The organism is Streptomyces sp. AA4 (assembly GCF_000158875.1).
Taxonomy (GTDB): domain Bacteria; phylum Actinomycetota; class Actinomycetes; order Mycobacteriales; family Pseudonocardiaceae; genus Amycolatopsis.
Genome location: NZ_GG657746.1, coordinates 7,416,301 through 7,440,357, shown reverse-complemented (window position 1 = coordinate 7,440,357; position 24,057 = coordinate 7,416,301). Strand labels below are relative to the sequence as shown.

The 24,057-nt window shown below is 70.6% G+C and carries 26 protein-coding genes and 1 tRNA gene; 16 read left to right on the top strand and 11 right to left on the bottom strand.

What is annotated here, in order from left to right:
• Nucleotides 1-3 precede the first annotated feature (3 nt).
• The 6 genes from SSMG_RS33830 to SSMG_RS33805 all read left to right on the top strand — a co-directional run bounded on the left by SSMG_RS33830 (nucleotide 4) and on the right by SSMG_RS33805 (nucleotide 6,615).
• The gene (locus SSMG_RS33830) at nucleotides 4-624 is read left to right on the top strand and encodes a trimeric intracellular cation channel family protein (protein WP_009083593.1); all 621 of its coding nucleotides are present in this window, start codon (nucleotides 4-6) and stop codon (nucleotides 622-624) included.
• A gap of 188 nt (nucleotides 625-812) precedes the next feature.
• Nucleotides 813-1,505 carry a response regulator transcription factor gene (locus SSMG_RS33825; RefSeq protein ID WP_009083592.1) on the top strand — a complete coding sequence of 231 codons (693 nt, stop codon included), beginning with the start codon at nucleotides 813-815 and terminating at the stop codon, nucleotides 1,503-1,505.
• Nucleotides 1,502-2,941 carry a cell wall metabolism sensor histidine kinase WalK gene (locus SSMG_RS33820; RefSeq protein ID WP_009083590.1) on the top strand — a complete coding sequence of 480 codons (1,440 nt, stop codon included), beginning with the start codon at nucleotides 1,502-1,504 and terminating at the stop codon, nucleotides 2,939-2,941. The genes SSMG_RS33825 and SSMG_RS33820 overlap by 4 nt, the downstream gene beginning before the upstream one ends.
• A 113-nt stretch (nucleotides 2,942-3,054) precedes the next feature.
• Nucleotides 3,055-3,861 carry a DeoR/GlpR family DNA-binding transcription regulator gene (locus tag SSMG_RS33815; protein WP_009083588.1) on the top strand — a complete coding sequence of 269 codons (807 nt, stop codon included), beginning with the start codon at nucleotides 3,055-3,057 and terminating at the stop codon, nucleotides 3,859-3,861.
• The gene (galT, locus tag SSMG_RS33810; RefSeq protein ID WP_009083586.1) at nucleotides 3,858-4,928 is read left to right on the top strand and encodes a galactose-1-phosphate uridylyltransferase; all 1,071 of its coding nucleotides are present in this window, start codon (nucleotides 3,858-3,860) and stop codon (nucleotides 4,926-4,928) included. The genes SSMG_RS33815 and galT overlap by 4 nt, the downstream gene beginning before the upstream one ends.
• Before the next feature lie 79 nt (nucleotides 4,929-5,007).
• The gene (locus SSMG_RS33805; RefSeq protein ID WP_009083585.1) at nucleotides 5,008-6,615 is read left to right on the top strand and encodes a trypsin-like peptidase domain-containing protein; all 1,608 of its coding nucleotides are present in this window, start codon (nucleotides 5,008-5,010) and stop codon (nucleotides 6,613-6,615) included.
• A gap of 292 nt (nucleotides 6,616-6,907) precedes the next feature.
• On the opposite strand, the gene SSMG_RS33800 is transcribed toward SSMG_RS33805, so the two are convergent.
• The 5 genes from SSMG_RS33800 to SSMG_RS33780 are packed head-to-tail and all read right to left on the bottom strand — an operon-like array spanning nucleotide 6,908 to nucleotide 10,518.
• Complete coding sequence (locus tag SSMG_RS33800) at nucleotides 6,908-7,360, bottom strand: hypothetical protein (protein WP_037715728.1); 453 nt, start codon at nucleotides 7,358-7,360, stop codon at nucleotides 6,908-6,910.
• Nucleotides 7,357-8,568, bottom strand: a complete 1,212-nt coding sequence (locus tag SSMG_RS33795) for a molybdopterin-dependent oxidoreductase (protein WP_286156994.1) — start codon at nucleotides 8,566-8,568, stop codon at nucleotides 7,357-7,359. The genes SSMG_RS33800 and SSMG_RS33795 overlap by 4 nt, the downstream gene beginning before the upstream one ends.
• Entirely contained in the window at nucleotides 8,565-9,194 is a 630-nt protein-coding gene (locus SSMG_RS33790; protein WP_009083574.1) for a methyltransferase domain-containing protein, read from the bottom strand. The genes SSMG_RS33795 and SSMG_RS33790 overlap by 4 nt, the downstream gene beginning before the upstream one ends.
• Complete coding sequence (locus SSMG_RS33785; protein WP_009083571.1) at nucleotides 9,191-9,862, bottom strand: DUF2064 domain-containing protein; 672 nt, start codon at nucleotides 9,860-9,862, stop codon at nucleotides 9,191-9,193. Before SSMG_RS33785 ends, SSMG_RS33790 begins: the two co-directional genes overlap by 4 nt.
• The gene (locus SSMG_RS33780) at nucleotides 9,859-10,518 is read right to left on the bottom strand and encodes a glycosyltransferase family 2 protein (RefSeq protein WP_009083570.1); all 660 of its coding nucleotides are present in this window, start codon (nucleotides 10,516-10,518) and stop codon (nucleotides 9,859-9,861) included. Before SSMG_RS33780 ends, SSMG_RS33785 begins: the two co-directional genes overlap by 4 nt.
• A gap of 144 nt (nucleotides 10,519-10,662) precedes the next feature.
• Here SSMG_RS33780 and SSMG_RS33775 point away from each other — a divergent pair, with 144 nt between their 5' ends.
• From SSMG_RS33775 to SSMG_RS33765, 3 genes are read left to right on the top strand one after another with little or no spacing between them, the layout of a single operon-like run.
• The gene (locus tag SSMG_RS33775) at nucleotides 10,663-12,066 is read left to right on the top strand and encodes a hypothetical protein (protein ID WP_009083566.1); all 1,404 of its coding nucleotides are present in this window, start codon (nucleotides 10,663-10,665) and stop codon (nucleotides 12,064-12,066) included.
• Between the two features lie 8 nt (nucleotides 12,067-12,074).
• Nucleotides 12,075-12,776 carry a response regulator transcription factor gene (locus SSMG_RS33770; protein ID WP_009083564.1) on the top strand — a complete coding sequence of 234 codons (702 nt, stop codon included), beginning with the start codon at nucleotides 12,075-12,077 and terminating at the stop codon, nucleotides 12,774-12,776.
• Nucleotides 12,773-13,822, top strand: coding sequence for a sensor histidine kinase KdpD (locus tag SSMG_RS33765; RefSeq protein WP_009083563.1), 1,050 nt, complete (start codon nucleotides 12,773-12,775; stop codon nucleotides 13,820-13,822). Before SSMG_RS33770 ends, SSMG_RS33765 begins: the two co-directional genes overlap by 4 nt.
• Nucleotides 13,823-13,840: 18 nt before the next feature.
• On the opposite strand, the gene SSMG_RS33760 is transcribed toward SSMG_RS33765, so the two are convergent.
• Both SSMG_RS33760 and SSMG_RS33755 read right to left on the bottom strand, forming a co-directional pair.
• Nucleotides 13,841-14,689 carry an MBL fold metallo-hydrolase gene (locus SSMG_RS33760; protein ID WP_063632065.1) on the bottom strand — a complete coding sequence of 283 codons (849 nt, stop codon included), beginning with the start codon at nucleotides 14,687-14,689 and terminating at the stop codon, nucleotides 13,841-13,843.
• Between the two features lie 53 nt (nucleotides 14,690-14,742).
• Nucleotides 14,743-15,804 carry an NAD-dependent epimerase/dehydratase family protein gene (locus SSMG_RS33755; RefSeq protein ID WP_009083560.1) on the bottom strand — a complete coding sequence of 354 codons (1,062 nt, stop codon included), beginning with the start codon at nucleotides 15,802-15,804 and terminating at the stop codon, nucleotides 14,743-14,745.
• A gap of 123 nt (nucleotides 15,805-15,927) precedes the next feature.
• Here SSMG_RS33755 and SSMG_RS33750 point away from each other — a divergent pair, with 123 nt between their 5' ends.
• Both SSMG_RS33750 and SSMG_RS46465 read left to right on the top strand, forming a co-directional pair.
• The gene (locus tag SSMG_RS33750) at nucleotides 15,928-16,428 is read left to right on the top strand and encodes a molybdenum cofactor biosynthesis protein B (RefSeq protein ID WP_009083558.1); all 501 of its coding nucleotides are present in this window, start codon (nucleotides 15,928-15,930) and stop codon (nucleotides 16,426-16,428) included.
• Nucleotides 16,429-16,491: 63 nt separating this feature from the next.
• Nucleotides 16,492-16,665, top strand: coding sequence for a hypothetical protein (locus SSMG_RS46465; protein WP_182889666.1), 174 nt, complete (start codon nucleotides 16,492-16,494; stop codon nucleotides 16,663-16,665).
• Between the two features lie 4 nt (nucleotides 16,666-16,669).
• On the opposite strand, the gene mscL is transcribed toward SSMG_RS46465, so the two are convergent.
• The 4 genes from mscL to SSMG_RS33730 form a co-directional block, all read right to left on the bottom strand.
• Nucleotides 16,670-17,089 carry a large-conductance mechanosensitive channel protein MscL gene (gene mscL / locus SSMG_RS33745; RefSeq protein WP_037715725.1) on the bottom strand — a complete coding sequence of 140 codons (420 nt, stop codon included), beginning with the start codon at nucleotides 17,087-17,089 and terminating at the stop codon, nucleotides 16,670-16,672.
• Between the two features lie 74 nt (nucleotides 17,090-17,163).
• Nucleotides 17,164-17,823 (bottom strand): SAF domain-containing protein, encoded by a 660-nt coding sequence (locus tag SSMG_RS33740; protein WP_100266964.1) that lies wholly within the window; start codon nucleotides 17,821-17,823, stop codon nucleotides 17,164-17,166.
• Between the two features lie 129 nt (nucleotides 17,824-17,952).
• On the bottom strand, nucleotides 17,953-18,282 hold the full coding sequence (locus SSMG_RS44010; protein ID WP_009083551.1) for an FmdB family zinc ribbon protein: 330 nt from the start codon (nucleotides 18,280-18,282) through the stop codon (nucleotides 17,953-17,955).
• 906 nt (nucleotides 18,283-19,188) lie between these two features.
• Entirely contained in the window at nucleotides 19,189-19,788 is a 600-nt protein-coding gene (locus tag SSMG_RS33730; RefSeq protein ID WP_009083547.1) for a 5-formyltetrahydrofolate cyclo-ligase, read from the bottom strand.
• 24 nt (nucleotides 19,789-19,812) lie between these two features.
• On the opposite strand from SSMG_RS33730, the gene SSMG_RS33725 reads away from it, so the two are divergent.
• The 5 genes from SSMG_RS33725 to SSMG_RS33705 all read left to right on the top strand — a co-directional run bounded on the left by SSMG_RS33725 (nucleotide 19,813) and on the right by SSMG_RS33705 (nucleotide 23,853).
• Nucleotides 19,813-20,718: a UTP--glucose-1-phosphate uridylyltransferase gene (locus SSMG_RS33725; RefSeq protein ID WP_009083546.1), complete on the top strand. Its 906-nt coding sequence runs from the start codon at nucleotides 19,813-19,815 to the stop codon at nucleotides 20,716-20,718.
• On the top strand, nucleotides 20,715-22,067 hold the full coding sequence (gene glp / locus SSMG_RS33720) for a gephyrin-like molybdotransferase Glp (protein WP_009083545.1): 1,353 nt from the start codon (nucleotides 20,715-20,717) through the stop codon (nucleotides 22,065-22,067). Before SSMG_RS33725 ends, glp begins: the two co-directional genes overlap by 4 nt.
• A 3-nt stretch (nucleotides 22,068-22,070) precedes the next feature.
• On the top strand, nucleotides 22,071-22,730 hold the full coding sequence (locus SSMG_RS33715; RefSeq protein ID WP_009083544.1) for a GNAT family N-acetyltransferase: 660 nt from the start codon (nucleotides 22,071-22,073) through the stop codon (nucleotides 22,728-22,730).
• 161 nt (nucleotides 22,731-22,891) lie between these two features.
• The gene (glpR, locus tag SSMG_RS33710; protein WP_009083541.1) at nucleotides 22,892-23,707 is read left to right on the top strand and encodes a gephyrin-like molybdotransferase receptor GlpR; all 816 of its coding nucleotides are present in this window, start codon (nucleotides 22,892-22,894) and stop codon (nucleotides 23,705-23,707) included.
• 73 nt (nucleotides 23,708-23,780) lie between these two features.
• Nucleotides 23,781-23,853: transfer RNA gene (locus SSMG_RS33705), tRNA-Ala, on the top strand.
• Nucleotides 23,854-24,057: the final 204 nt, after the last annotated feature.

Sequence of the window (24,057 nt, the reverse complement as noted above, 5' to 3'; positions counted from 1 at the left end):
CACATGCTGCTGACCGCGCTCGAATTCCTCGGGCTGGTGGCGTTCGCGGCGTCCGGGGCGCTGGCCGCGGTCCGGGCGCGGCTGGACGTGTTCGGAGTCGTCGTGGTCGGCCTGACCACGGCGCTCGGCGGCGGCATCATCCGCGACGTGCTCCTCGGCATCCATCCGCCGACGTCCCTGCGCAACTGGCCGTACCTGGCCGTTTGCGCGGCGACCGCGCTGATCGTGTTCGCCTTCCATCCGCAGGTCGCCCGGCTGCGGCACGCCGTGCTGCTCGCGGACGCGGTCGGGCTCGGCGTGTTCGCGACGGCCGGGACGACGCTGGCACTCAACGCGGGCGCGACCGGATACGCCGCCTGCCTGATCGGCATGACCAGCGGCATCGGCGGCGGCGCGCTCCGCGACCTGCTGCTGCGCGAGATCCCGCTCGTGCTCCGCAAGGAGATCTACGCGATGGCCGCGCTGACCGGCGCGGTCTGCGTCTGGGCGGGGCACGCGCTGAACCTCCCGGCCGGCGCGGTCACGACCGTCTCCGCGGTCGTCGTGGTCGCGATCCGCGTGCTCGCGCTCTGGCGGCACTGGAACGCTCCGGTCGCGCGGCCGCCGGAGGAACGCTCGTTGTGACGTGAGCTGGACGCGCGTCGCTGCTCATCCCGATGACGCCGAGTACGCGGATTCCGGCTGCCCGAGCCGTTTCCGCTGAGCCGCGGCCGCCCCGCCACCTGCTACGCGTCGCACTCCGGGGAGAGTCTCTTTGTGTGTTCTGTGTGTGTTCTTAGGCGGGTCTCAGCACTCTGCGTAAGACTGGCGGCATGCGCATCCTCGTAGTGGACGACGACCGTGCCGTCCGTGAATCGCTCAGGCGGTCTTTGGAGTTCAACGGCTACACCGTGGAGCTCGCGAGCGATGGTGCGCAGGCATTGGAGACGATCCTCGCCAACCGTCCGGACGCGATGGTTCTCGACGTGATGATGCCGCGCCTCGACGGGCTCGAAGTGGCCCGCCGGCTCCGCAGCACCGGCGACGACCTGCCGATTCTCGTGCTGACCGCCCGCGACACCGTCTCCGACCGGGTCTCCGGCCTCGACGCCGGCGCCGACGACTATCTGCCCAAGCCGTTCGCCCTGGAGGAGCTGCTCGCCCGGTTGCGCGCCCTGCTGCGCCGCGCCGCGCCGGACGCTCAGCAGGGCGAGACGTCCGAGGTGCTGTCGTTCGCCGACCTCACACTTGACCCGGGCACTCGCGAAGTCCGCCGCGGCGGCCGCGAGATCAGTCTCACCCGCACCGAGTTCGCGCTGCTCGAGCTGTTCCTCTCGTACCCCAAGCACGTGCTGACCCGCGGAAGGATCCTGGAGGAAGTATGGGGTTACGACTTCCCGACGTCGGGCAACGCGCTGGAGGTCTACGTCGGCTATTTGCGCCGCAAGACGGAGGCGGAGGGCGAACCGAGGCTGATCCACACGGTGCGGGGAGTGGGGTACGTCCTGCGCGAGACCCCGCCGTGACCGACCACCCGGCGGGCGCGCACGCCGCGCCGGAGGGGGAGGTCCCCGATCCGCGGGGCACCCGGTGGAGCACTCGTCGCTTCTCACTGCGCGGCCGGGTCACGCTGCTGGCCGCCGCCTGCGTGGCGGGGGCGGTGGCGCTCGTGTCCCTGTGCGCGTACCTGGTCGTGCGCAACAACCTCCTCACCCAGCTCGACGACAACCTGCTCGCCCGTGCGCAAGCCGCGGCGAATGCGCCGCCGGTGTCCTCGTCTCAGCTGCGCGACGTGCCAGGCGCGTTCCTGGCCAGTGCCGATGTGCAGATCGGCCAGCTCAGTGGCATCACGGGCAGCATGTTGTCCCCGAAGCCGGGGACTCCGCCGCCTGCGGGGCCAGCCGAGATGAGCGTCGCGACCGGTGCGCGAGATCAGTCCATTCGCACCGACCCGGCCACGAACATGCGAGTCGTCGCGGTGCCCCTCGGGCAGGACCAGGCGATGGTGCTGGCGCAGTCGATGGCTCCGACGATGCGGGCGCTGAACCAGTTGTCCGTGGTGCTGTTCCTGGTCGGCGGTGCCGGGATCGTGGTGGCCGCGGGCGCGGGCACGGCGGTCGCGCGCGCCGGGTTGCGGCCGGTCGACCGGCTGACGTCGGCTGCCGAGCGGGTGGCGGCGACGGGCGACCTGCGTCCGATCCCGGTGAGCGGCGACGACGAACTCGCCCGGCTCACGCACAGCTTCAACATCATGCTCGGCACGGTCGCGGACTCGCAGGAACGGCAGCGGCAGCTCGTCGCCGACGCCGGGCACGAGCTGCGCACCCCGCTGACTTCCATGCGCACCAACCTCGAACTGCTGCTGTCGGCCAGCCGCCCCGGCGCGCCGTCGCTGCCGGACGAGGACCGCGCCGACATCGAGGCCGACATCCGCGGCCAGCTCGACGAGCTCACCCAGCTCATCGGCGACCTGGTGGAGCTGGCGCGGCAGGACGAACCGCGCGAGCAGGCGGAGCGCGTCGACCTGATGGACGTCGTCGAGCGCGCGCTCGACCGGGCGCGCCGCCGGGCGGGCGAGATCGAGTTCGAGGTCGCGCTGCAGCCGTGGGTGCTCACCGGCGACAACAGCTCGCTCGAACGGGCGGTGCTGAACCTGCTCGACAACGCGGTGAAGTTCTCGCCGCAGGGCTCGCGGGTGCGGGTCACGCTGCGTCCGCTCGGCGACGGCACCGCGGTGGTCGAGGTCGCGGACTCCGGACCGGGCATCGCCGAGGAAGACCTGCCCAAGGTGTTCGACCGTTTCTACCGTTCGTCGGAGGCGCGCACGCTGCCCGGATCCGGCCTCGGGCTGGCGATCGTGAAGCACGCCGCGGAACGGCACGGCGGCACGGTTTACGCCAACCGGGCTCCGGAAGGCGGGGCTCTGCTCACCATCCGGCTACCGGGGGCGCCCGTCGCCTGAACTGCCCGCCACGCTTGGCTGTCGCCCGGCAGGGGGACGCTGGATCTGCACGTCGCGCACGCCTGATGTTGAATCGTGTAGGATTTTGTGCAGTTGATGGGTGTGCTTGGGGAGTGGCGGTGCTCGCGCGGCAGCGACAGGCGGTGATCCTCGAGGAAGCACGCCGGACCGGTGCGGTCCGGGTCAGTGACCTCGTCGCGAGGCTCGGCGTCTCCGACATGACGGTCCGCCGCGACCTCGACGTGCTCGCGGGCCGCGGCTTGGTCGAGAAGGTCTACGGCGGCGCGACGTCGCTGGTCGGCAAGAGCACCGACGAGCCCGGCTTCGAGGCGAAATCGGTGCGCCAGCGCGCGCAGAAGGAAGCCATCGCCGAACTCGCGGCCACCCTCGTCAAACCGGGCACCGCGATTGGCCTGTCCGCGGGCACTACCACCTGGACGCTCGCGCACGCGCTCGACGGCATCGAGGGCCTCACCATCGTCACCAACTCGATCCAGGTCGCCGACGTGCTGCGCAACGCCGGTCAGCCGGACCGCACGGTGGTCCTCACCGGCGGGGTGCGCACCCCGTCGGACGCGCTGGTCGGCCCGGTCGCCGTGCAGAGCCTGCGGACGCTGCACCTCGACCTCGTGTTCCTCGGCGTGCACGGAATGGCGGTGGGGCCCGGGTTCACCACCCCGAACCTCACCGAAAGCGAGACCGACCGCGCGCTGGTGGAGGCCGGGCGGCGGCTGGTGGTGCTCGCCGACCACACGAAGTGGGGCACCGTCGGCATTTCCACGATCGCGGACCTGGAAGAAGCCCAGGTCGTGGTGACCGACGACGGACTGGACGACCGCGCGCGGGAGGCCCTCTCGGAGCGGGTCGGAGAACTCATGATCGCCGAAACGGCGGAGAACATCGAGGCAGAAGAAGCGTGAAACGCACTGTGCGGCACCTGGCCGACGGCCGGGAAATCATCTATTTCGACCACACCGACGCCGCCGAACGGCTCGCGGCCGACACCCGGGACCTGCCGGCGGTCGCGGCCGCCTCGGAGATCCGCCGCGACCCGCTGACCGGCGAGTGGGTCGCGATGGCGGCGCACCGCCAGACGCGCACGTACAAGCCGCCCGCGGACCTCTGCCCGCTCTGCCCGACCCGTCCGGGCAAGCCGAGCGAAATCCCCGAAGCCGACTACGACGTGGTCGTGTTCGAGAACCGCTTCCCGTCGTTCTCGCAGCAGGCGACCGGCGAACCGTCCACTGTGGACGGGTTCGGTCTGGTGCCGACCGCGCCGGGCCTCGGCCGCTGCGAGGTCGTGTGCTTCACCAGCGACCACGACGGCGCGTTCTCCCGGCTGACTCCGGAACAGGTGCGGCTCGTGGTGGACGCCTGGGCCGACCGCACCGCCGCACTCGCGCAGACGCCCGGCGTGGAGCAGGTCTTCCCGTTCGAGAACCGCGGCGAGGAAATCGGCGTCACGCTCTCGCATCCGCACGGCCAGATCTACGGCTATCCGTTCGTCACGCCGAAGACCGAGCGGATGCTCGCGGTCGCGCGCGAGCACGGCGGATCGGTGCTCGGCGACGTGCTGGCCGCGGAACAGAAATCGGGCGAGCGGGTGATCGCGACCGGCGAGCACTGGACCGCGTTCGTGCCGCCTGCCGCGCGCTGGCCGGTGCACATCCAGATCGTGCCGCACCGGCAGATGCCGGATCTCCCGTCGCTCGCCGACGCCGAGCGCGACGACTTTTCCCGCGTGTACCTCGACGTGCTGCGCCGATGCGACGCGTTGTACGACCGGCCGCTGCCCTACATCGCGGGCTGGCACCAGGCGCCGGTGCACCGCGACCGGGAGCTGTCGTGGCTGCATCTCGAGCTGTTCTCCGTGCTGCGGGCCAAGGACAAGCTGAAGTACCTGGCCGGATCCGAGTCGGGCATGGCGGTATGGATCAACGACGCCACCCCGGAACAGATCGCGGAGCGGCTTCGCTCGGCGGGCTGACCGGAACTCGCGGCATACTCATCTACGAAACACAGGTTCGACTCAGGAACCTCTCAGGCCCAGCCGCTTAGGTGAGGACATGACCGAGAACGACCCCCACGTGCCCGACTCCGCGGCGGGTCGCCAGGACCCGGGCGCCCAGCCGGGCGCCGAAGGCCAGGCGGCCTGGCAGCAGACCCCGGCTCAGCCGGACCAACCCTCTTCCGCCGGCTCGACCGGCGGCGACGCGGGACAGCCGGCTCCCAGCGCGACTGGTCCGACCGCCGCGTACGGTTCGGCCGCTGAGGGCTCGGCAGGGACGTCCGGCTCCGGCACGGCGAGCGGCGACGCTTCCGGCGCGTACGGAGCGCCTGCGGGGCAGTACGGCGCCGCCCCGGCCTACGGGACTGCTCCGGCTGGAGGCACGCCGAATCCGTGGTCGGCTCAAGGCGCGACCGCGCCCCAGACCGGCGGGATCCCCGGTGCTCAGCAGCAGCACGCGGCGGGTCAGCCGTACGGCAGCCAGTACCCCGGCGGGCCGCACACTCCGCCCGCCGGTGCCCCGGCCAACCCTTACGGCGCACCGGGAACCTCGGTGTACGGCGTTCCCGCGCAGCGCGAGAAGAAGGGTTCGGCGGGCAAGCTCCTCGCGAGCGTCGCCGCCATCTCGCTCGTGATCGGCGGCGTGGCCGGCGGGACCGTCGGGTACCTCACCGGCGGATCCGGTTCGTCGGTGAGCGCGCTCGACGCGCCGAAACCCGCGCAGCAGACCGGCAACGTGCCGGCCGGCTCGGTCGAATCGGTGGCGCAGAAGCTGTCGCCGAGCGTCGTCGAGCTGCAGGTGTCCGGCCGGACCGCGGCGGGCGAGGGCTCCGGTTTCGTGCTCAGCAGCGACGGCTACATCCTCACCAACAACCACGTCGTCCAGGTCGCCGCGAACGGCGGCCAGATCCAAGCCGTGTTCCAGGACGGCAAGAAGGCCGCGGCGAAGGTCGTCGGCCGGGACCCGACCACGGACATCGCCGTGGTGAAGGTGTCCGGCGTCAGCAACCTCACGCCCGTCGAGCTGGGCCGGTCCGACGACCTGCGGGTCGGGCAGCAAGTGGTGGCCATCGGCTCGCCGTACGAGCTGACCGGCACCGTCACCTCGGGCATCGTCAGCTCGCTGCACCGTCCGGTGCAGGCAGGGGGCGACGAGACCGACCAGACCACGGTGATGGACGCGATCCAGACCGACGCCGCGATCAACCCGGGCAACTCGGGCGGTCCGCTGGCGAACATGAGCGGCCAGGTCATCGGGATCAACTCGGCCATCTACAGCCCGAATTCGGGCCGCGGCCAGGGCAGCGGCGGCGAGGGCGGCAACGTCGGCATCGGCTTCGCCATCCCGATCGACCAGGCGCGCCGCACCGCGCAGGACATCATCAAGACCGGCCACGCGACCCAGACGTTCATCGGCGCGAAGGTCACCGACGCGCCCCAGGGCGGCGCCCAGCTCGGCGACATCACGCCGGGCAGCCCGGCGGAGAAGGCGGGCCTGAAGCCCGGCGACGTGGTGACCAAGATCGACAACCGCGTCATCGACAGCGCCAACACGCTCGTCGCCGCGATCCGCACGCGCGCCCCGAACGACCAGGTGACTTTCACTCTCGCCGACGGACGCACGGTGCAGGTCACCTTGGGCGGGCAGGCGGTCCCGGCCAACTAGTTCGCTCGGCCGCCGAGGCGCGGCCGAGACCAGCCACGGCTCGACCCCCCTATCCGCGCTGGGGCCGAACCTTTGCAGGCCGCGCGCGACCGGAGCGCAAGAGCCGGTCGCGCGTGGCCGTTTTTACGGACAGCGCCCGGAAACCGGTGCCCGCACGAAAACACGAAGAGGCTCTCCGTGCCGCCTCCGACTCGGCACGGAGAGCCTCTCCGCGTGCGGTGAGGTGCCCACGCGCACGCTGTCCCAAACGCCGAATCCGCGGGAAAATTCCGGTACCGGAAGAAAACCCAGGTCAACTCCGTGCGCGCGACCGGATTTTCCGCGCCGCCCGATGCCGGACCCGGACAATCCGGACGACCGAAGCGACGAGGACGGCACTCCACACCGCCGCGAGCGTCACCAGCAGTCCCAGCCAGGTGTTCCCGTCGTGCAGTCCCGGCTTCGGAGGTACGCCATAAGCCCGCCACAGCAGCGGGAACGCCAGGAAACCCAGCACCGCGGTCAGCACCGCACCGATCTGCACCGGCGCCCGCCACGGCCGCGGCAGGACCCGGGTGAGCAGCAGGCCGACCACTCCCGCGAGCGGAGCGAACACCGCGTCGTTGACGATCGGACCGCCGCCGATCCACACCAACGTCGTGACGCTGTCCGGCCACGCCGGTGCCGCGTAGTCGAGGAACAGCACGATCCCGTACGCCAACGCCGCTAATCCGGGCAGTGCCAGCAGAATCCGCGCGGTCTTCACAGCGCCTCCAACCTGGCGACCCACTTCGTCTGCAGCACTCCCGGACGGCTCGGCGCGATCACGCGACACGGATAGCCGTGGTCGAGGTTCAGGACCTCGCCGTTCAGTTCCAGTGCCAGCAGCGTGAGCGGGTCGGCGGTGTGCTCGCCGGGCAGCACGCTGACGCCGTACAGACCGGTCTTCTCCAACGACGACACGCGCACGTCGACTCCGGGTGAACTGCCGCTCGCGCGCAGCAGGTCCGGGAACGAGATGCCGCGCCAGGTAGCCATCTGGCTCCATCCTTCGACGCACGCGATCGGCAAGTCCACAGTGGTCTGCGGCAGCGCCCGCAGTTCGGCCAGCGTGAACTGCCGGGTCCCCGCCGGAGTCACCACGGACAGCCGCCATCCGGGATCCTGCGCGACCCTGGTCACCTGCGCCGCGACGGCCGTGCGGTTGACCGGCAACTTCTGCGTGCCCTTGTCCGACCGCCACGACAGCCCGGAGACGTTCCGCAGCGCAGGAACGGTCGCTCCCGCCGTCGCCAGCACGGCGACCCCAGCCGCGAGTCCCGTGGTGGCCAGGAATCCTCGACGCGACAACCCGGGGCCGGGCTGCTGGACAGGCGCGCGTTCCCGCGTCAGCGCCCGCCGGAGCACCGGGAGCTTCACCGCGACGTGCACGAGGATCGACCCGATCGCTGCCCAAGCCACCGCGTAGTGCACCTGCGGGAAGTAGAAGTTCCACGGGTAGTTCTGCGCGACGTTCAGCAATCCCAAGCTCAGTTCGAAAAACGCCGCTCCGGAGAGGACGAGGATCGACAACCTCTCCACCGCGTGCGGCACCGAACGCACCAGCGGCCGCTCGAACAGCTTCGGGTAGACGCTCCACAGTTTGGCCAGCAGCAACGGAATCGCCGCGATTCCGGACAGCACGTGCGCGCCCTGCGTCACCCGGTACAGCCAAACCGGCCGGCTGGGCCAGAAGAACCACTCCGGCGGATGCTGGATCAAGTGGCTCAGCAGCCCGGTGACGAAGCAGATCAGGAACGCGATCCCGAGCAAGCTGCCGACCCGGGCCGTGACGCGCTCGCCGTGCGCGCCGCCCTTGAATTGCTCCGACTTCGGGACCCGCTTCTCGACGGCACGGGCCTGATCGGCCACCTTGGCGTGCGCTGCGGTGACCCGCGCGTCGAGCCTGCGCCACGCGGCTGCCAGCCGTTTCACGCGCGTGCCAGCTTCGCGAACCAGCGGTGCCCGCGGCTGGTCGTCCACACCACTCGAAAACCAGTCCGCGCCGCGATTTCCGCGATGGCATCCACTCCGACCCATGCCCAGGTGAACCACCGTCCGCCAGCGGGATCCGGCCGCAGCCGGACGTGGTCGCGGCGCATGCCGTGGCCGGGTTCTTCCAGCTCCACGAGCACGTCACCGTCCGGCGTGAGCAGTTCGCGCACTCGCCGCAGCAGCGCATCGGGATCGCCGCCGATCCCGATGTTGCCGTCAGCCAGCAACACGTGGTTCCACCGTCCTTCTCCGGGCAATCGACCGAAAACGTTGCGCTGCAACGCACTCGCCCCGCGCCGCCGCGTCAGCCGCACCGCGACCGGCGAACTGTCCACGCCGAGGGTCACCACACCTCGGCGCGTCAACGCGGCCGTCAGCCGACCTGGACCGCAGCCGACGTCGAGGGTCGGACCCGCGCACGCGTCCAACAGCACGGCGTCGCCCGCGCCGCAACCTTCTGCCCAACGACCGACCGGAAGCTCGATCCGGTCTCCGTTCGCGAGTTCCAGCCAGCACTGATGGCCCAGCAGCCCGCGGTCGAATTCCCTGCCGGTCGCGAGTTTCATGCCACCACTCCCACCGCATCGACCGCGGCCGCGAACCTGCTGTCCGGCCGGATGGCGGCCACCCGCAGCGCGTCGTCCATGGTGTCCACATCGGACAGACCCGGTAGCTCGCCGACTCGAAGGCCTGCTCCTTTCAGGGCCGCACGGGTGCCGAATCCGGTGTCCGGACGCGACATCGGAACTCCGGCGAGCACTTGTGCCTGCCGCGGATCAGCCAGCCCAAGCCCCCACCAGCCACCGTCCTCCGCGCTGCCCAGCAAGGCGCGGCTGGCTCCGAGGACGACCGGGTTGATCGCCGAAGCCAGCAATTCGGGGGAGACCTGCGGCGTGTCCATGCCGATCTGCAGCACCGGCAACCCGGCATGCACCGCAGCCGTATCGCAATGCGCATTAGCCAGCCGGGTACCGAAATCCCAACCGCGCTGCGCGATCACGGTCGCTTTCCGCAACGCTCGGCCGATTTCGGCACCCCGGGCTGCCTCCGCGAGGTCGCCCGTCATCGCCACCACCGTGATCGCGCCGTCGGTGGCGAACGCAGCGTCCAGCGTGTCCAGCAGCGCGGAAGCGGCGATCTCCGCAGCTTGCGCGGGTGTCGCGGGCGGACACAACCGAGTTTTCGCGAAGCCCGGCACCGGCGCTTTCGCGACCACAAGCAGGCAGAACGTCATCGGGCCAGCACCCGCCCGAAGTCCCGCACCGCTCGCAACGTGCCGCGCACCGAGCCGGACACCTTCGACTTCGTGCCCCGCGCCCGTTCCCGGTAAGCGACGTCGAACTCCTGGACCGCCCAGCCCGCGCGCTGAGCCTTCACCAGCAGTTCAAGCGGATAGCCGAACGCCCGGTCCGCAACACCGAGAGCCAGCAACTCCCGGCGACGCACCGCCCGCAGCGGCGCGATGTCCTGTACTGGCAGGCCACGGGACCGCAAGAGCAGCGAGAGGACGGCATTGCCTGCTCTCGCGTGCCACGGCCAAGCCGCCCGCGACACCGGTACTCGCCGCCCGACCGCGAGGTCAGCACCATCCATCACCGCGGCGACCAGGCGCGGCAATTCGGCCAGATCGAGCGACCCGTCGGCATCCGCGAAACAGACGATGTCGGCGGTCGCGTTCTCCAACCCGGTGTGGACGGCGGCACCGTAACCGCGTCGCGGCTCGTCGACGACCTTCGCGCCGTGCCCAGCCGCGACGCCGGGGGAACCGTCGCGCGACCCGTTGTCCACGACGATCGCGCGATACCCCGGCGGCAGGCTGGCGAGCACGCCCGGCAGCGCGGCCGCCTCGTCGAGGCAGGGGAGGACGACGTCCACTCCGAATTCGTTCACGAGGCGTACGGTAAGTCTGGAAAGGACAGTGCAGAACCCTTGCTGTGCTTACCAAATCCTGACGTTGGTCAAGACCTTACCGACTTCTCACGGATCCGCCGGAAACCCGCCGGACGGCCGCCGACGGGGTTATCGTGACCGGCGATGAGCGAGTCGACGAAGGCTGCCCGGCTCGCCGAGCCGCCGCCCCCGGTTCCCGTCCGTGCCCGGTTCCGCGCTGACCTCGTGACAGTCGGCGTCACCCTTGTGGTGATCGCCGCCGCGACTGCCGTCGGCGTGTATTACAACCGGCCAGGCTCGGGCGTGGTGATCTACGCGTTCGCGCCGCCGCTGTTCGCGCATTGGCTGCCGCACGTCGGCCCCGGCTCGGTGTTCGCCGTTCTGCTGGCCGCCGGTGTCGTCCTGTATGGCCCGGCTCTGGCCGCCCGGCTGCGCTGGCGGCGCGCGCTGGCCGCGGGTTACCTGGCCTCCCTCGCCTGGATCTTCTCGCTCGCCATGGTGGACGGCTGGACGCGCGGCTTCGCCGGCCGGCTCACTACGCCGCAGGAGTACCTGCACGAAGTCCCCGGCATCACGGACATCCCGCGGTTCCTCCGCGAATTCTCCTCGCGCATCCTCGATTTCCAGCCGAACTCGTGGACCACTCACGTGTCCGGCCACCCGCCCGGCGCGACCCTCGTGTTCGTCTGGCTCGACCGGCTCGGCCTCCGGGGCGGTGCGTGGGCGTCGACCGCCGTGGTGCTGGTGGCCGCGCTGGTCGCGGTCGCGGTCCCCGCGACGATCGCCCTGCTCGGCCGTCCCGGCGCCGCCCGCGCGACACTGCCGTTCGCCGTGCTCAGCCCCGGTGCGGTGTGGCTGGGCGTGTCGGCGGACGGCCTCTTCGCTGGGGTAACCGCCACCGGCATCGCATTGCTCGCCCTCGCGTCGGTGGGCTTCCGAGCACGCGGTGGTTACGCCTGGCCCACGGCGTTGGCAGCCGGGGTTCTCGTCGGATTCGGCATCTTCCTCTCCTACGGCCTCGTCCTGCTCGGCTTGGTCGCGCTGGCGGTCGCGTTGCTCGGCAGGCAATGGCGTGCGGCGGCAGTGGCTGTCCTCGGCGCATTGGCAGTGGTCGCCGTGTTCGCGCTAGCCGGTTTCTGGTGGTTCGATGGCTACCACCTCGTGGTCGAGCGCTACTACCAGGGCGTGGCGCTGGTGCGGCCGTATTCGTACTGGGTGTGGGCCGACCTGGCTGCGGTAGCGGTCGCGTGTGGGCCGGCGGTGGTCGCGGCCGCCCGCCGCGGGGTGGCGACGGCGGTCTTTCTGCCTTCCCGCCGGACGATCCTGCGCGATCCGGTCCTGCTGATCGTGCTGGCCGCCTTGCTCACGATCGTGTTCGCTGATTCGTCCGGCCTGTCGAAGGCTGAGGTAGAACGGATCTGGCTACCGTTCGGCGCGTGGCTGCTCCCGGCCACGGCGCTGCTCCCGGCGGGCCACCGCCGCTGGTGGCTGGCCGGACAGGCGGTGGTCGCGCTCGCGGTCAACCACCTGCTGCTGACGAACTGGTGAGGTGAGGCATGGAGGACCAAGCGGGTCGCGTGCTCGTGGTGGACGACGACGAGACCGTGCGCGACGTCGTCCGTCGCTACCTCGAAACCGCCGGTTTCACCGTCGACCTGGCCGGCGACGGCACGGCGGCGCTCGCCCAGTTCGCCGAGCGCGTGCCGGATCTGGTGGTGCTCGACGTCATGATGCCCGGCCTCAACGGCCTGGAGGTATGCCGCCGGCTGCGGCAGACGAGCCAGGTGCCGATCGTCATGCTCACCGCGCTCGGCGAGGAGGAAAACCGCATCGCCGGACTGCAGCTGGGGGCTGACGACTACGTCACCAAACCGTTCAGTCCCAAGGAACTCACGCTGCGCGTGGCATCCGTGCTGCGGCGGGCTCGGATGCCCCGGCCCGAACCGCCCACGGCCGAGCTGGTGGACGGCAATCTTCGGCTCCAGATGACTGCCCGCCAGGCGACGCTCGACGGTGCGGCGCTGCCGTTGACCACCCGGGAGTTCGATCTCCTCGCGTTCTTCCTCTCCCATCCCGGCGTCGCGTTCAGCCGGGCGGACCTGCTGGAGAAGGTGTGGGGCTGGGACTTCGGCGACCAGTCCACGGTGACCGTCCACGTGCGACGGCTCCGCGAGAAAATCGAACGTGACCCGGCCAAACCCGTCCGCGTCGCGACAGTGTGGGGCGTCGGCTACCGCTACGACCGGACACAGCCATGATCGGCTCGGGCGAGTCCGCGTGGGACATGTTCGTCCACGTCCTGCACATCCTGCCGCTCGCCTTGCTGTTCGCCTTGCCGGTGGCAGCGCTGGGCGGACTCGCGCTTTACCTGCTGCGGCACCGGTCGCTGGCCACCACGATGACCACGCTCGTGCTGACCCCGGTCGCCGCGATGCTGGTCGGGATCCTCGGCGTGAGCGGCTTCATGTTCACCGAGGCCCTGACCACCGAACTGCTCGTGTGCCTGCTCGTGGCACTTGTGGCGGTGCCCGCGGCGATGGTGCTGGGCCGGGTCATCGCGCGGCGCAGTGTGTGGGAACGCGAGGCGCGGGAACGCGAACGCGCGGCGGAGGCTTCGCGGCGCGAACTGGTCGCGTGGATCAGCCACGACCTTCGCAGCCCGCTCGCCGGGATCCAGGCGATGGCGGAAGCACTGGCGGACGGCGTGGTTTCGGAGCGTGCTGAAGTGGCCGACTACGCCCAGCGGATCAGCGGCGAGACGACCCGGCTGTCCGGCATGGTGGGCGACCTGTTCGAACTGTCCCGGATCACCGCGGGAGCGCTCGAACTGAGCATGTCGGCGGTGCCGCTGCGCGACGTGGTGAGCGACGCGGTCGCCGCGCAGGCGCCGGTGGCGGACCGCAAACGCGTGCGGGTGCTGGAAAACGCGTCGGCGTGGCCGGTGGTGTCCGGCAGCGATCCGGAGCTGGCGCGGATCGTGCGGAACCTCGTCTCCAACGCCATCCGGCACACTCCGCCGGACGGCACGGTCGCCGTGCAGATCGGCATCGACGGCGACCAGGCGCTGCTCGCCGTGGACGACGGCTGCGGCGGGATTCCGGACGACGAGATCGGCCGGGTCTTCGACGTAGCCTTCCGCGGCACGCAAGCCCGCACTCCCGATCGCAGCGGCACGACCAGCGGCGGCGGACTGGGCCTGGCGATCGCGAAAGGCCTGGTGGAGGCACACCGAGGACGGATCGGCGTGCAGAACCACGGACCGGGTTGCCGCTTCGAAGTGCGGTTGCCGCTGGCCGCGTCCTGAGTTGTCCGTTGTGGACAGTCAGGACGCGGCGACCGCCGAGACCGGCTCCACGGTGCGGTCGGCCGCGATCCGGAAGAACGGCTCGTCCGGGAAATGTGCCGCCGCGACGATCGTGCCGGTGCCGACCACCTCGCCGAGCCAGCGGCGGCGGGTCTGCTCCGCCTGCCCGGAATCGACGTCGGACGCCGCGCCGATCGTCGGGTCCGCCATCTGCTCCGGAATCTGGAAGACGTCGCCGACCAGGACGGCGCGGCGGTCCTGATCCACGATTTCCAGCACGTAATGCCCTGGCGTGTGCCCGGGCGCATGTCGGACGGTGACGCCGGGCGCGACCAGTTCGCCGTCGAGCAGCGGACGCAGTTTGCCCTGGGTGCGAAGGGCTTCCAGCGCGACGCGGCCGCGATCGTGCCGTCCCGCCGGTTCGACGAACGCCTCCCAGTCGGGTGCGCCGTACCGCACTTCGGCGTTCGGGAAGTACGGCTCGCCGTTCGGCGCGACCCAGCCGATGTGGTCGGCGTGCAGATGAGTCAGCACCACGGTGTCGATGTCTTCGCGAGCGGCCCCGGCTTCGGCGAGCGCTGCGGGCAAGCCTCCGGTGTGCTCCGCTTCGACGGCGCTGACCACCGGGTGCAGCTGCTCTTTCGAGTGCTGCGGCAGATGCGGCTCACCCGACGGACGCGGGCCGAACCCAGCGTCGACCAGCACCGTGCGGCCACCCGTTCGGAGCAGAAATGCGCCGATGGCCACGGGCACCGTGCTCGGTGCCGAGCGCTTGCCCTGGAGTCCCGGAAAGAACGACGACGGCAGCTGCAGCCGTCCGTCGGTCAATGCGTGGATTTCGATGTCCCCCACCACGATGGAACGCATGCCCAGCATCAAGATCCGGTACGGCCGATTCATTCCGGAACGTGATCTTCACCTCATCGAGTGACAGGGGCGCGCAGTTCCGCGGTGGCGAACGCGGCGATGCCTTCCGCGAAGGACGTTTCCGCCTGGAACCCGAGCAACTCCCGCGCTCGGGCCGGGTCGGCGACTACGTGCCGGACGTCCGCGGGCCGTGCACCGCCGACGATCCGCGGCTCCGGCCCTCCGCAGGCGCGGGCCAGTTCCCGGGCCAGGTCGCCGACGCTGTGCGGCTGTCCGGAGCAGATGTTCAGCGGCGTGAGATCTGCCTCCGGACCGTCGTTCCGGAGTGCGAGGACGTTCGCTCGGGCCACGTCGTCCACGTGCACGAAGTCCCGCTGCTGCCGCCCGTCTTCCAGCACCGTCGGCGCTTCGCCCCGCTCCAGCGCCGAACGGAACAGCGACGCCACACCCGCGTATGGCGTGTTCTGCGGCATCCGCGGGCCGTAGACGTTGTGGTAGCGCAACGCCCAGACCGTGCCGCCGGTCTGCCTTGCCCACGCACCCGCGAGATGTTCTTGCGCCAGTTTTGTTGCCGCGTAGGTGCTTCGAGGCAACAGCGGCGCGTTTTCGGGCACGAGTTGCCAGCCCAACTCGGCACCGCAGTGCGGGCAAGCGGGTTCGAAACGTCCGGCGTCCACATCGGACTGCCGACGGGGTGACGGCGGAACGACACCATGTTCCGCACACGCGTAACGCCCCTCGCCGTAAACCACCATCGACGAGGCGAGCACAAGCTTGCGCACCTTCGCCGCGTGCATCGCGGCCAGCAGCACGGCGGTGCCGTAGTCGTTGTTCAGCGCATACGAGGGCGCGTCCGACGGATCCACGCCATGGCCGACCACCGCGGCTTGGTGGCAGACCGCATCGACGCCGTCGAGCAGCGCGGCGACGATCTCGGTGTCGGTGACGTCACCGCGCAGGAAGCGGTGCCGCCGGGTGTATTCGGGTGGCGTGGTGGAGCCGTGCGCGGTGGACAGCAGGTTGTCCAGCACGACGACCTCGTCGCCGTCGTCGGCCAGCTGATCGGCGATCCGGGACCCGATGAACCCGGCGCCGCCGGTGAGGAGCACTCGCACCTCGCCGACGTCAGGCCGCCTGCCTCGGGGTGCGCGCGGCCTGCGCGGACCACGTCACCGAATCGTCAGAAATCACCGGGCCCGTGGCGGCGAAGCGGGCCGGGAACCGGATACGGTGTCGGCATGGAACGGAGCGCACAGCGGCTGGGCCGGGCACTCGTGGTGATTGTGGACGACCGGGTCGCGCACGGGGAGCACGAGGACACCTCCGGGCCGCTCGTCACCGAGCTGCTCGAGGAGGCCGGGTTCATCGTCGACGGCGTCGTGGTGGTCGAGGCCGAGACCGCGGGCATCCGCAACGCGCTCAACACGGCGGTGATCGGCGGGGCGGACCTGGTGATCACGGTCGGCGGCACCGGAGTGTCGCCGCGCGACCGCACGCCGGACGCGACCGCCGGGGTGCTCGACCGCCCGATCCCGGGCATCGGCGAGGCCCTGCGCGCCTCGGGGCTGGCCGCGGGCGCGGTCGACGCCGGGATCTCCCGCGGCCTGGCCGGCGTTTCGGGCAGCACGCTGGTGGTCAACCTGGCCGGTTCGCGCGCGGCGGTGCGCGACGGCATGGCGACCCTTTCGTCGCTGGTCCCGCACGTGATCGACGAGCTTTCCGGCCTCGAAGAGGTCTGAGCCCGGCCGCCTGCGGCGGATGTCTCTCTGCACTTGTCAAACAACAGGTGGGACGATGGACCCATGCCGCACGAGGAACGACGCCCCCGCGCAGACGAGGCCCAGCGCCGCCGCCGGGTCGACGAGATCTTCGGCGACGTCCTGCCGGAGACCACGTCCGATGAGCGGGGCCGGGGCCCGGAGACCACTCCGGATTCCTGGTATCTCGAGAACCGGCCCCCGCATCACGATCGGTGACCCCTCAGTTGCCGCGGCTGGAGGGGCCGTTGCCCTGCTGCGCGCGCAGCAGGTCGCGGATTTCGGTGAGCAGCTCGACGTCCGTGGGCTCGGCCGGACCGGGCTCCTCGCCGCGCTTGCGGCGCTCCTGGATGTGCTTCATCGGCAGGACGATCAGGAAGTAGACGATCGCGGCGACGATCACGAAGTTGATCGCCGCGTTGATCACGCCGCCGAAGTCCATGAACGTCGAGTCGTTGCCGTTCCGGACGTTGAAGCCGAGGCCCTTCGCCGCGTTCGAGCCGCCCAGCGCGTTGATCAGCGGCTTGATCAGGCCGTTGGTGAACGCGGTGACGATCGCGGTGAACGCGGCGCCGATCACGACGGCGACCGCGAGGTCGACGACGTTGCCGCGCATCAGAAAGTCCTTGAAACCTTTCAGCACTGCTGCTCCCAGGGGATTCGGGACGGGCGTCTGACCGTCGTCGGACAGTCGTCGCCCGTCGGAACAGGGTCGGGTTAGCGGAGAGTAACCGTTACCGGTCGTTCGAGCGAGGAAGCAGCGACCTGCGTGGCAACCTCCCTCGGCAGCGCGAGCAGCACGAGTGGGCCCTTCTGCGGCGGGCCCAAAGTGCGGTTCCCGGCGTCGTCAGAACGCCGGACGGTGACCACCGAAGCCCCTCTGGCCAGCACAGACGCGGAATTTGTGGTATCCGCGCCCGCGACGACGTCGACGCGCTGGCCCGGCTGAAGCAACTCGGCGACCGCCGCGTCCGCGAGCCGGACGGCGACGGTGACCGCATCGGGTTCACCCGTTACGGGGAGGTTGTTGCCCAGGAGCCGGACGTCGGTGATGGGCTCGCCGGCCCGAGCCGCGCCGGACAGAAGACGGCCTACCGCCGCGTCAATTGCCGAGAGCGCGCCGGACGGGCGGAGGCTGTCGGGCAGCGCGACGGTCCGCACGTCAGCAGCGCGCAGGACAGAACCCGCGGGAAGGTCGCGTGCGGAGACCACCGTCGAGGTGGCGGGAGCGCCCCGTGCGGAGGGCGGGAGAAACAGGACGAGCAGGCCGGCCAAGAGCAAGGCCGCCGCGAGACACCGGCGGAGCATCCGGGCTCGCCGCCCGCGCGGCAGACGGACGTCAGGCAGCGCGGGAAGGCGGCTGAGCAAGGTGTTCACGGTTGTCCCCTCGTCGGTTCCGGCACGGCGGGATGCCGCGCGAATCCGACGTTAAGGACGTCGCGAACCGGCCGGAAGAGCCGATTCGCGAACCTGTGGACAACTGGCCCCTTGTGGATAACTCGGGGGTCAGGAGGACGCGGAAGCCGTTTTTGTCGTGCTCGTCGTGGAGGATGTGTTCGAGGACGAAGAAGACGTCGACGAAGAGGAGGTGGTGGACGACGAGTCGGACTTGGCGCTCTCGGTCTTGGCCGGGGCCGCGGAGGTGCTCGACTTGCTCGAATCACGCGAATCCGTGCGGTAGAACCCGCTGCCCTTGAAGACCACGCCGACCGAGCTGAAGACCTTGCGCAGTGGACCGGAGCACTGCGGGCAGACGGTCAGACTGGGGTCGGAGAAGGACTGCACCGCCTCGAAGCGGTGGTCACATTCCTTGCAGGCGTACTGGTACGTGGGCACTGAAGCTCCTTCATGCACTGGCACTCGACCTACAAGAGTGCTAACCCAATTGTGCTGGACAGCATTCCCTCAGCGCAATTACCCCTTGCTCACAGTGCTGCGGCGGCACTGGCGGCGGCGGGTTTGCGCTGGTCAGGGTGTCCTGGGCGTTGGTGGCTGGGGTGGCTGGGCCGCGGCTGGTCCGGTCGGATGGGGCTTCGTCGGGCAGGTTGGCGGGGCCTGGCGGGGCCGTGGAGGGCTCGTCTGTGCCGGTATGGCGGATACCGGTGCTGGCGTGGCTTGCGTGTGGATGCGTGGTTTGGGCGGTTCGTGACTGGGTGCTGGGCAAGCTGGGTGGAGCTGGCGACGTGTCTGGCGGTCGGTGTGCAGACGGCCCCGAGCGGCCTGGCGGAGCTGGCGGCTGGGCTGTTGGGCGGCTGTGGACGTCGGGCCTTGGCTAAAGCTGGCGGCGTGACCGTTGCGGCGGCCTGCGGGCTTCTGTTCGGTCGCTGGTCGGGCAACCTGGGCCTGCGGTTCGGGTGGCTGTGACCGGCTGAAGCCTTCGGTCGGACGGTGCTGCTCGGCTTCGGATCTGGCCGGACAGCGGTCGTTGGCTTGGCATCCAGCCGGGCGACGGTCGTGGGCTGGGGCTTCCAGCCGGACGGCAGTCGTGGGCTTTGGCTGTCCGTCGGGCGGCAGTCAACGGCTTAGCTGTCGTCCGGCACTCGATGGCTTTGGCTGGTGGCGGGACGGCGGTCGTCGGGCGTGGGCTTTCGGCGGGACGGCCATTCACCGAGCTTGGGCTGTCGGCGGGCCGGCCGCTCACCGGGCTTGGGCTGTCGGCTGAGCGGCGGTGGTTGGGTCCGGTCGGCGGAACCGAGCGCGGCGCGCCGATCGAGTGGTCTTGACCACTTCCTCAGCGAGCCCTCAGCGAGCCGCGGCGGCGGTCGGCAGCTGGATGAGGCCGGAGGGCGTCAGAACGGCGGTCATGGGCACGTCGTGGGGTTCGGCCGGGAGACGGTCCACGACCTCCTCTGCGCGCACCACAGCCACGCGGGCGGTGTCCGGCGCTGCGGCCAGCGTGCGGTCGTAGTAGCCAGCTCCGCGGCCGAGGCGGGTGCCGTGGCGGTCGACGGCCAGGGCTGGGATCAGCAGCACCTGCGCCGATGCCACCGCGGCGGTGCCCAGGCGCGGGCCGGACGGTTCCAGGACGCCGCGGAGGCGTCCGGGGAGCAGGGCGCCCGGGCCGGTGTACTCGGACCAGTCGAGCGGGCCGGGAGTGTCCGGGATGACGGGCAGGAGGACGCGAGCACCCGTCGCGGCCAGGGCGTTCACCAGGGAGATTTGGCCGGGCTCGGTGCCGAAAGGGAGGTACGCGCAGACCGTTTCCGCGTGGATTGACGACGCTGCCGTCGCCAGGGCGGCTGCCTCGCGAGCGTGGGCTTCGGGAGGCAGTTCGGCGCGGGCGCGAAGGATTCGGGTCCGCCACTCCGCCTTGCTCGGGGTCTCATTGCCCGGCTCGTGCATGAGACCAGGTTAGGCTTTGCGCCCATGACGGGCGCCTCAACCACCCAGACCTTCAGAACCGCCATCGTGCCTGCCGCAGGCCTCGGCACGCGATTCCTGCCGACGACGAAAGCGGTGCCCAAAGAGCTGCTGCCAGTGGTCGACACGCCGGGGATCGAGATCGTCGCGGCCGAGGCGGCGAGTGCGGGCGCGAAGCGGCTGGTGATCGTCACCTCGCCGGACAAGGAAGCCGTCGTCCGGTACTTCGAGGCGAAGCCGGAACTGGAGAAGACGCTCGAGGAGAAGGGCAAGACCGACCTGCTGGCGAAGGTCCGCCGCGGGCCGGAGCTGCTGGACGTCGAGGTCGCGATCCAGGAACAGGCCCTCGGGCTCGGGCACGCCGTCGCGCAGGCCGAGCCGAACCTCACCGACGAGGACACCGCGGTCGCGGTTCTCCTGCCCGACGACCTCGTGTTGCCCGCCGGGGTCCTCGACCGCATGTCGGCCGTCCGCGCCCAGTACGGCGGCAGCGTGCTTTGCGCGTTCGACATCCCGAAGGAGCAGATCTCCCCGTACGGCGTCTTCGACGTCACCGAGACCGACGACCCGGACGTCAAGCAGGTCCACGGCATGGTCGAGAAGCCCAAGCCGGAGGACGCGCCGTCGACCTACGCCGCGGCCGGGCGGTACCTGCTCGACCGGGCGATTTTCGACGCGCTGCGCCGGATCGAGCCCGGCGCGGGCGGGGAGCTGCAGCTCACCGACGCCGTCGCGCTGCTGATCCAGGAGGGGCACCCGGTGCACATCGTCGTCCACCGCGGCGGGCGGCACGACCTGGGCAACCCGGGCGGATTCCTGCGCGCCGCCGTCGATTTCGCGCTCGAGGACCCGGATTACGGGCCTTCGCTGCGCACCTGGCTGACCGAACGGATCGGAAACGATCGCCCATGACGGACTCCCTCGACACCACCCCGACCGAAGACGCCACGGTGACTGAACCCGCGGTTCAGGCCGTCGCGGCGGCGGAATCGGCAGAAATCGCTGTCGCGGCAGACGAAACCGCCGAGTCCGGCGATTTCCGTTCGGTCGACGAGCAGATCGCGCTGACCCTCGACGCCGCCGTGCGCCCGCGGCCGGTCCGGGTCGCGATCTCCGAAGCGCAGGGCCTGCTCTGCGCGGAAGAAGTGGTCGCCGAACACGCGCTGCCCGGCTTCGACCAGGCGGCGGTGGACGGTTACGCGGTCCGGAGCGTCGACGTGCAGACCGCCGGACAGGAACCGGTCCAGCTGCCGGTCGTCGGCGAAATCCCGGCTGGCTCGCGTCAGCCGCGACGGTTGCAGCCGGGGCAGGCTGTGCGCGTCGACACCGGCGCGCCGCTGCCCACGCTCGCGGACGCCGTCGTCCCGACCGCTTACACCGACGGCCACCAGGCCAAGGTCACCATCAACCGGTCCGTGCCGTCGGCCGGCTACGTCCGCCGGGCCGGCGAGGACGTGCAGATCGGCGACGTCGCGGTGCGCAAGGGCGACACCATCGGCTCCGCGCAGGTCGGGCTGCTGGCCGCGGTCGGCCGTGCGAAGGTGCTGGTCTACCCGCGGCCGCGGGTGTCGATCGTGTCGGTCGGCGACGAGCTGGTGGACATCGACCGCACGCCGTCGGTCGGCCAGGTCTACGACGTCAACTCGTACGCGCTGGCCGCGGCCGCACGCGACGCCGGTGCCGAGGTCAGCCGGGTCGGCATCGTGCCGGGCGACCCGAAGCGGCTGCGTGAGGTCGTCGAAGGACGGCTGCTGATGTCCGAGATCGTGGTCGTCGCGGGCGGGGCGGGCGGGTCTTCCGGCGACGAGGTGCACGCCGCGCTGTCCGACCTCGGGCACATCGACCTGACCCGGGTCGCCATGCACCCCGGTTCGGTGCAGGGCTTCGGCAGGCTCGGTCCGGACTCGGTGCCGACGTTCCTCATCCCGGGCAACCCGATGAGCGCGCTCGTGGTGTTCGAGGTGCTGGTGCGGCCGCTGATCCGCACCGCGCGCGGCACCCGCAACCCGCACCGCCGGGTGGTCGGGGCACGGCTGCTGTCGTCGATCACCTCGACGAAGGGCCGCCGCGGCTACCTGCGCGGTCAGCTGCTGCGCGACGAGGCGAACGGCGAGTACCTGGTGCAGCCGCTCGGCACGTCGGGCGCGCACCTGCTCGCGTCGCTGGCCGAGGCGAACTGCCTCATCACCGTCGAGGAGGATCTCACCGAGGTGGCCGCGGGCGACCAGGTCAAGGTCACTTTCCTCGCCCAGCGCGCCTGATCCGTGGCCGCACTCGCCGACTCGGTCGAAAACCGGCATCCCGGCTGGCCCGCCACGCTCGGCCCCTTGCGGATCCCGGCGGGCGTGCTGGCCGTGCGCCCGGTGCGGCTGCGCGACGCCGGCGAGTGGAGCCGCGTCCGGCTGCGCGACCGCGAGCACCTCGAGGAGTGGGAGCCGACCGGGATCGGGCCGTGGGCGGACCGCAACGCGTTCTGGTCGTGGCCGTCCCAGTGGGCGGCGCTGCGCGGGCTGGCGCGGCGGGGCCAGTGCCTGCCGTTCACGATCACGGTGGACGGAAAGTTCGCGGGGCAGATCACTGTCGGTAATGTGATCCGCGCCGCACTCCGGTCGGCCTGGATCGGGTACTGGGTGTCGTCGGAGATCGTCCGGGGAGGCGTGGCCACCGCGGCCGTCGCGCTCGTGACAGATCACGCTTTCGATGCCGCCGGGCTGCACCGGCTGGAAGCGACCGTGCGGCCGGAGAACAACGCCAGCATCCGCGTGCTCACCAAGGCCGGATACCGGCAGGAAGGCCTGTTCGAGCGGTATCTCGACGTCGCCGGAGCCTGGCGAGACCACCTCTGCTTCGCCGTGACGAAAGAGGAGACCGGCGACGGCCTCGTGTCCCGCTTGGTGGCGGCCGGACGCGCCGAGCTGGCCTGACCGTGACTACGCGTCCCTCGCCGGTCACGCGTTACCACATCCTGTGAGATTCACCTAATGCGGTGATGCATTTTCGTGATCGAACCCGGCGAGTCTGCGCCTCCTGTGTGACTGTTGTGGCTAGCGTGACTACAGCAGAGGATCGGGGGAGGTGACGGGAGATGCCCAGTTCGGTGATCATCGTCGCGCTCGCCGCGGCATGGCTCGTCGTTCTCGTGCCCATGGTGGCTCGCAAACGCCAGCAAGTCGCGCGGACGCCAACCTCCGCGCTGGCCGCCCGGGTAGTGCGAAGGGGCAGTGCTCGCAACGAGGGACAGGAGGACGACGCCGTGTCCGACAATGCGAATCCTTCGGTAGAGGATGATCTCGCCGAACTCGAGGCGGAACTCGACGCAGACCTGGACGCCGAGCCCGAGCCCGAACCGGAGCCGCTCCCGCAGCCTGCGCGCGCGGAACGCGCCGCCGAACCGCGCCGCGAACGCCGCAGCTACCGGCCCGGTCGTGGCGGCTTCGACCCGGAGGCGGCGGAGATCGCGGCCAAGGCCAAGTACGCGTTCCGTCAGCGAGTAGTCGTGATCCTGCTGATCGCTGCCGTCGTCACGGCCGCGATCGCCGGATTCGTGTTGTCTCTCGCGTGGTGGGTGCACGCCGCGGTGGACGTCGCGCTCGTCGGCTACCTCGTGTACCTGCGCCGCCAGGTCCGCATCGAGGAAGAGATCCGGCAGCGCCGGATGGCCCGCTACGCGACGACGGCTCCCGCTCCTCCCCGCGAGGCGTACGACTCGTTCGCGGAGGAAGAGGAAGACGTCGAGGTCGTCGCGCCTGAGGTGCCGCGCGACATCGTGGAGCGCAAACCGTCCCCGATGTCCCGCATCCGCCGGCAGGCGGTCGTGGTCGATCTGGACGATGAGGACCCCGCTTTCGAGGAACTCGCGGAGCCCAGCGCGGGTCCTTACCGCCGGGCCGTCGGAGAGTGACCCCCCGCTGTTGGGTGCCTGGAGGGCGCTGCTAAGCTTTCCAAGCACTGAACGACAGGGGCTCACGCTCCTAGGGGCTGTAGCGCAGTTGGTAGCGCGTCTCGTTCGCATCGAGAAGGTCAGGGGTTCGATTCCCCTCAGCTCCACAGCAGGTGAGAGGCCCTTTCCGGGGAACCGGGGAGGGCCTTTTTCGTGTCCGTACCGAAGCAGCCCACCGATGACTGTCTCCCAGTTTCTTGAGTGCTGCCCCGTTTGCTCGGACGAGGCCCCCGTGTAAATCTCCATCGTCATGGGGAACTGGGCGTGCCGAAGGATCCGCGCGGGCAGCCCAAGGGCGAAGGAAGCTACGC